Raw genomic sequence first — 6,654 nt, 5'->3', positions numbered from 1 at the left:
AGGAGCACGCCCGCCAGGATGACAGAAATGGCCGTGGGGGCCTCAACGTGTGCGTCGGGAAGCCACGTGTGGAACGGAAAGATGGGGACTTTGATGGCGAAGCCGATAAAGAGCGCGATATAGAGCATGATCCGTATGTCGAAGCCTTTCAGCCAGGCGTTGTGGGTAGCCTGGTTCATGTAGTGGAGCATGTTGAAGGTGTGGGCGCCCGTCTCCGGGTTCATCGTGTTGAAGTAGAGGGCGAGCATGACCAGGAGCATGAGAACCGACCCCAGGAGGGTGTAGAGGAAAAACTTGATCGCCGCGTACTCCCGTCGCGGCCCCCCCCAGATGCCGATCAGAAAGTACATGGGCAGGAGCATGACTTCCCAGAAAACGTAGAAGAGGAAAAAGTCAAGGGCGCAGAAAACACCCATCATCCCCGTCTCGAGCAGAAGAAAGAGGGCCATGTATCCCTTGATCTGCTTCTCGATGTTCCACGACCCTACCACGGCGAGGAAGGAGAGCAGGGCCGTGAGCAGAACCATGGGGACGCTGATCCCGTCCACGCCGATAAAGTACTCGATATTGAACGCCCTGATCCAGGGGTAGTGCTCTATGAACTGGAACGTCCCGTAGTCCGTGACGCCGGGCAGTGTCCTGTTGAACGCGAAAAAGAGCTTCACCGACAGAAGGACCGGAATGAAGGAGAACAGGGCAGCGATGATCTTTACCACGTTGTCCTTCCCCCTGGGGACGAAGAGAATGAAGAACGCGCCCAGGAGGGGCAGAAAAATCATCAGAGATAGGATGTGGTTTTCCATGTGCTACGGGACCCCCTTTAAAATACTTTGACGATGATTATTACCAGCAGCCCTCCTGCAAGGGCAAATATGTAATGGTGCAGTTTTCCCGTCTGGAACCGCCGCAGGAAACCGCCACTGCCGATCGTCGAGTTCGCCAGGCCGTTTACCGTCCCATCGACGACGAAGTCGTCGAACTTCCCCGCCAGGGCCGATACCCAGACACCGAGCTGGCCGGCCAGGTTTACCAGCCCGTCGACGATGTAGAGGTCGAACCAGCCGAGGAACCTGCTGACCGCGAGTATGACCCTCACCAGGAGGTGGTGGTAGAGCTCATCGAAATACCATTTATTGAAGAGAAACAGATACACGGGCTTCACCGCCGCAGCCACCTTCTGAACGTTGACCATGCCGAACAGGTAGAAGACAAGTGCCAGGGAGATGCCGATGGCCACGACGATCAGGGAGATCTTTCCCGCAAGGGAATGTGCGGTGTGGGCTATGTGCTCCCGATCGTGGCCGGCGCCCGCTTCGTGGCCGGCAGCCACTTCCGCCTCACCGTGCCCCGGGGCTGGCGCCGTGTGCACTTCCTCGGCGGCCGGCGCAACGGCAGCGTGTTCCCCCTCTCCTATCACCACCGCCTCGCCATGCGGCGCGGGGGCGGGGACCTCCGACAGGGTGAGCATCTGTGCCTTGAGCTCCCTGGGAAACACGGGGCCGTGCATGAGCTTGTCGAACCAGCCGTTGTAGGTGAAGAAGACCTTGAAGGAGAGCACGGCGAGAATGACCAGGGGCACCGTCATGTTCAACGGGGATTCATGGGCGTGGTGGTACTTTTCCTCGTCCCGCGTCTTGCCGAAGAAGGTGAGGATCACAATCCTGAACATGTAAAAGGCCGTCATCCCGGCGGTGAGGGCGGCGAAAACAAAGAGGACCATGTGCCGGGAATTTACCATGCCGAACTCGAGCGCCTTGGCAAGAATCATGTCCTTGCTGTAAAAGCCAGAAAAGAGCGGCACGCCCGATATGGCGAGCGTGGCGATGAGGAAGGTGGCAAAGGTCACGGGCATCTTCTTCCAGAGCCCGCCCATCTCCTGTATGTCCTGGGTGTGGACAGCGTGGATGACGCTTCCCGACCCGAGAAAGAGGCATGCCTTGAACGCAGCGTGGGTGGTCAGGTGTGCCATACCCGCCGTGAAGCCGCCCACGCCGAGCCCGAGCATCATGTACCCGAGCTGGCTGATCGTGGAGTATGCGAGCACGCGTTTTATGTCGTTTTGAACGATGGCTATCGTGGCGGCGATAAAGAGGGTGATGCACCCGATGTAGGCTATGAAGAGAAAGGCATCGGGGGTGAATATCGGGTAGACACGGGCAACGAGGTAGACCCCGGCCGCGACCATGGTGGCCGCGTGGATCAATGCCGAAACGGGCGTCGGGCCCTCCATGGCATCGGGAAGCCACACGTGGAGGGGGAACTGGGCCGATTTCCCTATTGCCCCGAAAAATATCCCGATACCCGCCACGGTGAGGAGCGTTCCGGAAATCTGCCCGTCGGCAACGGCCTTGAAGACGTCGAAGTAATTGAACACCCCCGTGGTGAGGAAGAAGATCAAGATCCCGATGAACATCCCCACGTCGCCGACCCGGGTGGTCAAAAACGCCTTTTTGCAGGCATCGGCGGCCGACTTCTTCTCGAACCAGAACCCGATGAGGAGGTAGGAAGAGACGCCGACGAGCTCCCAGAATATGTATATGGCAAAGAGGTTGTCCGAAAGGACCAGGCCGTACATGGAGAAGGAGAATATGGAAAGGTACGCGTAAAACCTGCTGTACCGGGGGTCCCCGTGCATGTACCCCACCGAGTAGATGTGCACCAGCGCCGATACGACGGAGACCACCACGAGCATCACCGCCGTCATATTGTCAATGAGGATGCCCATTTCGATGGTGAAGCGCCCGCCGATATCGAGCCAGGGATAGCTCGCCCGGTAGAGGAGCTCCGGGTCGAAAATCCTGAGCGCCTGCGCGAAGATCCCGAAGGATACCACCGATGAAGCAAGAATCGCAGAGATGGAAACCCAGTCGCCCTTCCGGGGGAGCCTCTTTCCCACGAAAATCTGGACGAAGGCGGCGATCAGTGGAAGCAGCGGGATCAGGAACGCATATTCGAACACTTCGTCACCCCTCTTTAGCCTTTCAGTCTATCGGCGAAATCCACATCCGCCGTCCCGGCAATGGAATAGAACCTGATGAAAATGGCGAGAGCCACGGCCGCCTCGGCGGCGGCCAGGACGATCACGAAGATCGCAAATATCTGGCCCCCCAGTATATTTGAAGCTGATTTGGAAAATGCGATGAAGTTGATGTTCGCCGAATTCAGGATGAGCTCGACGCCCATCAGTATCGCCACGGCGTTTTTCCTCGTAATGATGGTAAAGAGCCCGCTGCAGAAGAGGACGGCTGAAACAATGAGAACTTTTTCGACCATCAAACCACCCCTCTCAATCCCCCGGCCTCGAGAGCAGCGCAGCTCCCACCAGGGCCGCCAGAAGCAGCACCGATGCCACTTCGAAGGGCAAAAGGTATTTCGTCATGAGCAGCTCCCCGAGCTTTGCCGTGGTCGGATCGTAGACGACCTCGCCGCTGCCCGCCCACTGCGTGTTGTGGAGGGCGTAGATCAGCCCGCCCAGGATCCCCAGGAAAGCAACCCCCGCCGGGATCATGAACCGCGCGGGGTTACTCATCTTCACGCTCGAAATCCTGCTCGAGAGAAACACGGCGAACAGGATGAGCACCAAAATCCCCCCCACGTATATGAGCAGCTGCGTGGCCGCCAGGAAATCCGCGCTCATGAAGACGTAGAGGCCCGCCACCCCCGCAAAGGTAAAGAGAAGGGCAATCGCAGCGTGGATGATGTTCGGCAGGAGGGCAACCAGAACGGCCGAAACGACCGTAACGAAAGCGATTGCGTAAAATATGATATCCGCCGGACCCTTCATCTACTCGCCCTCTCCATCCTTGTCAGGCGGGTCGCTCTTGGGACTGATCGGCGCGCTTCCCGCGGAAGCGCCTACCATCTCCCCTTGCGTGTCCGCCTCCTTCGCCTTATCCTCATCTGCCGGTCCCTCCCCGGCAACCTTCACTTCCTCTTCCTTCTTCTCTTCCTCCTTCGGGGGAGGCATCTCGGGAGGCTCGGTGACGAAATTGAGTATGAGCTCCCCCCGGGAAACGGAGGACCTTCCCTCGTAGCCTGCCGTGTGCGTCAGGCACTTCGTCGGGCAGACCTCGACGCAGAGACCGCAGTACATGCAGCGGCCTATGTCGATGTCGAACCGGGTGAGGACCCTTTTTTTATCGGGGCCCATGAACGATTCGAGCTCGATACAGTCAACGGGGCAGACCCTGGCGCACATGGAGCAGGATATGCACCGCGGCACGTCGTTGTGCAGAAATCCTCTGAACCGTTCGAAGGGCTCCCAGACATCCTCGGGGTACTGCTCCGTTATCTCCTCTCTCGGGTCCACCCCGTAACGGGCCGTAATCTTCATTCCCAGGGCTATGGTGTACACGGCCTCCCAGATATTTTTCACGTACTTCCTGAAGCCCATCAAACGTCAACCCCCAATCATCGAGGCTATTAATGCGGGTATTCCCTTTCCGTCAAACATGAGCGCCCACAGCGCCACGCCGAGCAGGTTCACGAAGGTCAGGGGAACCAGGTATTTCCAGCACATTCTCATCAACTGGTCGACGCGCAACCGGGGAAGCGTCCAGCGCACCCACATCATGAGAAGGATCAGCGAGAACACTTTCCCGAGGAAAACGCCCAGTGAGAGCAGCTTCCCGAGAAGCGGTGGGAGCCCGGCCACGTTTACGAAGGGAACCTGCCAACCCCCCAGGTAGAGTGCCGCAGCGAGGGCGCTGACGACGAACATGTCCCCATACTCTGCCAGAAAGAAAAAAGCAAAACGGATGCCCGAGTACTCGACGAAGTAACCCGCCACGAGCTCAGATTCCGCTTCGGGCAAATCGAATGGTGTCCTGTTCGACTCTGCGAGGGCTGCGATGAAGTAGCACACGAATGAAAATATCATGAAGGGGTTGTGGAAGATGTTCCAGCCGAAGATGCCGAGGAACCCCCCCTGATTCGTTATGATCGTCTGCAGAGACAGGCTGCCCGTCAGGAGGATGGGCGGCATGAGCGCCAGGCCCACCGGGACTTCGTAGCTCACGATCTGCGCTGCTGCCCTCATTCCGCCGAGAAGGGCCCACTTGTTGTTCGATGCCCACCCGGCCATGAGGATACCGATAACGACCAGCGACGTGACGGCTATGACATAATAGACGCCGATGTTCAGGTCCGCCGCGATGAGGCCGATCCCGAAGGGGACGACGACGAAGGCGGCGAAGGAGCCGACGAAGCAGCAGAAGGGAGCGAGAACGAAGAGAAACTTATCCGCTTTCGCCGGGATGAGATCCTCTTTGAGCAGAAGCTTAACGCCGTCGGCGATAAACTGGAACCATCCGTTGGGGCCGACTCTGTTCGGCCCTATCCTGACCTGAATATCGGCAGCCACCTTCCTTTCTATATAGGAGGCAACCCCCTCGTACAGGAGGGCAAAACCGAGTATAACTCCTGCCACGACGATCATGAAGACCGCCTGCATCACCCAGAGGGGAACGGCACCCAGGAATGGTATGGCCTGGGTCAGAGAATTGATTGCGCCTTCCATCTTTCTCCCTTACCGGTCGATTTCCGGCAGAATGATATCCAGGCTCCCGATAACGGCCACGATATCTGCTATCATGAGCCCCCGCGTTACCTTGTTGAATATGGTCATGGCGGTAAACGAACCGGTCCTGATCTTCACCCTGTAGGGGCTCGTCGTTCCATTGCTGATGAGGTAAAAACCGAGCTCCCCTCTCGGGTTCTCGGACCTGAAGTAGATCTCGCCCGCCTCGGGTTTAAAGACCCGCGGGACCTTTGCCTGAACCGGGCCGTCGGGTAGCTGCTCAAGGGCCTGGCGGAGTATCTTCACGCTTTCCTTCATCTCCCTGATTCGCACCATGTAGCGGTCGAAGGCATCGCCCAGGGTCCCCTTCTCCCCCGTGCCGACGATGACGTCGAAATCGAACCGGTCGTACACCGAGTAGGGCTCGTCTTTCCGGATATCCCACTCGACGCCCGACCCCCGCAGGTTCGGGCCCACCAGGCCGTAGGCTACCGCGTCTTCCTTCGATACGATGCCCACGTTCGCAAGCCGGTGGACGAAGATCTTGTTGTAGGAGATCAGCTCGTTGTACTCGTCGATCTTCGGCTCGAAATAGTCGAGAAATTCGGTCACTTTGTCCAGGAAACCGTCGGGAAGGTCGTGGGACACGCCACCGATCCGGGCATAGTTGTAGGTAAGGCGGTTTCCGCAGATCATTTCGAAAAGGTCGTTTATCCGCTCCCTCTCCCGTATGCCGTACAGGAAGGGCGTGAAGGCGCCCATGTCGGCGGTAAAGGCGCCGAAGGCGATCAGGTGGCTCGCTATCCTGTTCAGCTCCGACACGATTACCCGGATGAACTCTGCCCGTTCGGGCACCTCGATCCCGGCGACCTTTTCCACCGTCCAGGCCCAGGCGCAGTTGCAGTTGGCTGCAGCCAGGTAATCGAGCCTGTCGGTGAACGGCATGTACTGGGCGTAGGTAACCCTCTCGGCTATCTTCTCGAGAGCCCGATGAAGGTAGCCGATGTCGGGAGATGCGTCGGTTACGACTTCGCCGTCCGTCTTCAATATGACCCGCAGCACCCCGTGGGTTGAAGGATGCTGGGGCCCCATGTTTATGAGTATTTCGTCGCTCTTTGGTAGCTGCCGCTCCATGA

At 58.3% G+C, this 6,654-nt stretch carries 6 protein-coding genes and 1 pseudogene (1 of these 7 running past the window's edge); all 7 read right to left on the bottom strand.

The genetic code is table 11. From position 1 onward, the window contains the following. Positions 1-791: pseudogene (locus GTN70_00465) on the bottom strand (NADH-quinone oxidoreductase subunit M) (it extends 674 nt beyond the left edge of the window). Positions 792-820: 29 nt separating this feature from the next. Beyond that, on the bottom strand, positions 821-2,959 hold the full coding sequence (gene nuoL / locus GTN70_00460; protein ID NIO15476.1) for an NADH-quinone oxidoreductase subunit L: 2,139 nt from the start codon (positions 2,957-2,959) through the stop codon (positions 821-823). A 14-nt stretch (positions 2,960-2,973) separates the two neighbouring features. Continuing rightward, positions 2,974-3,273, bottom strand: coding sequence for an NADH-quinone oxidoreductase subunit NuoK (nuoK, locus tag GTN70_00455; protein ID NIO15475.1), 300 nt, complete (start codon positions 3,271-3,273; stop codon positions 2,974-2,976). Between the two features lie 13 nt (positions 3,274-3,286). Beyond that, positions 3,287-3,784 carry an NADH-quinone oxidoreductase subunit J gene (locus GTN70_00450; protein ID NIO15474.1) on the bottom strand — a complete coding sequence of 166 codons (498 nt, stop codon included), beginning with the start codon at positions 3,782-3,784 and terminating at the stop codon, positions 3,287-3,289. Then, on the bottom strand, positions 3,785-4,396 hold the full coding sequence (locus tag GTN70_00445; protein NIO15473.1) for a 4Fe-4S dicluster domain-containing protein: 612 nt from the start codon (positions 4,394-4,396) through the stop codon (positions 3,785-3,787). It abuts the gene before it with no gap. Positions 4,397-4,399: 3 nt separating this feature from the next. Then, complete coding sequence (gene nuoH, locus GTN70_00440) at positions 4,400-5,518, bottom strand: NADH-quinone oxidoreductase subunit NuoH (GenBank protein NIO15472.1); 1,119 nt, start codon at positions 5,516-5,518, stop codon at positions 4,400-4,402. Between the two features lie 9 nt (positions 5,519-5,527). Further along, the gene (locus GTN70_00435) at positions 5,528-6,652 is read right to left on the bottom strand and encodes an NADH-quinone oxidoreductase subunit D (protein ID NIO15471.1); all 1,125 of its coding nucleotides are present in this window, start codon (positions 6,650-6,652) and stop codon (positions 5,528-5,530) included. Positions 6,653-6,654 lie beyond the last annotated feature (2 nt).

The sequence above is a fragment of the Deltaproteobacteria bacterium genome (assembly GCA_011773515.1).
Lineage (GTDB): Bacteria > Desulfobacterota > Deferrimicrobia > J040 > J040 > WVXK01.
The sequence above is the reverse complement of the archived record's forward strand: the minus strand, read 5'-3'. Positions and strand labels throughout refer to the sequence as shown.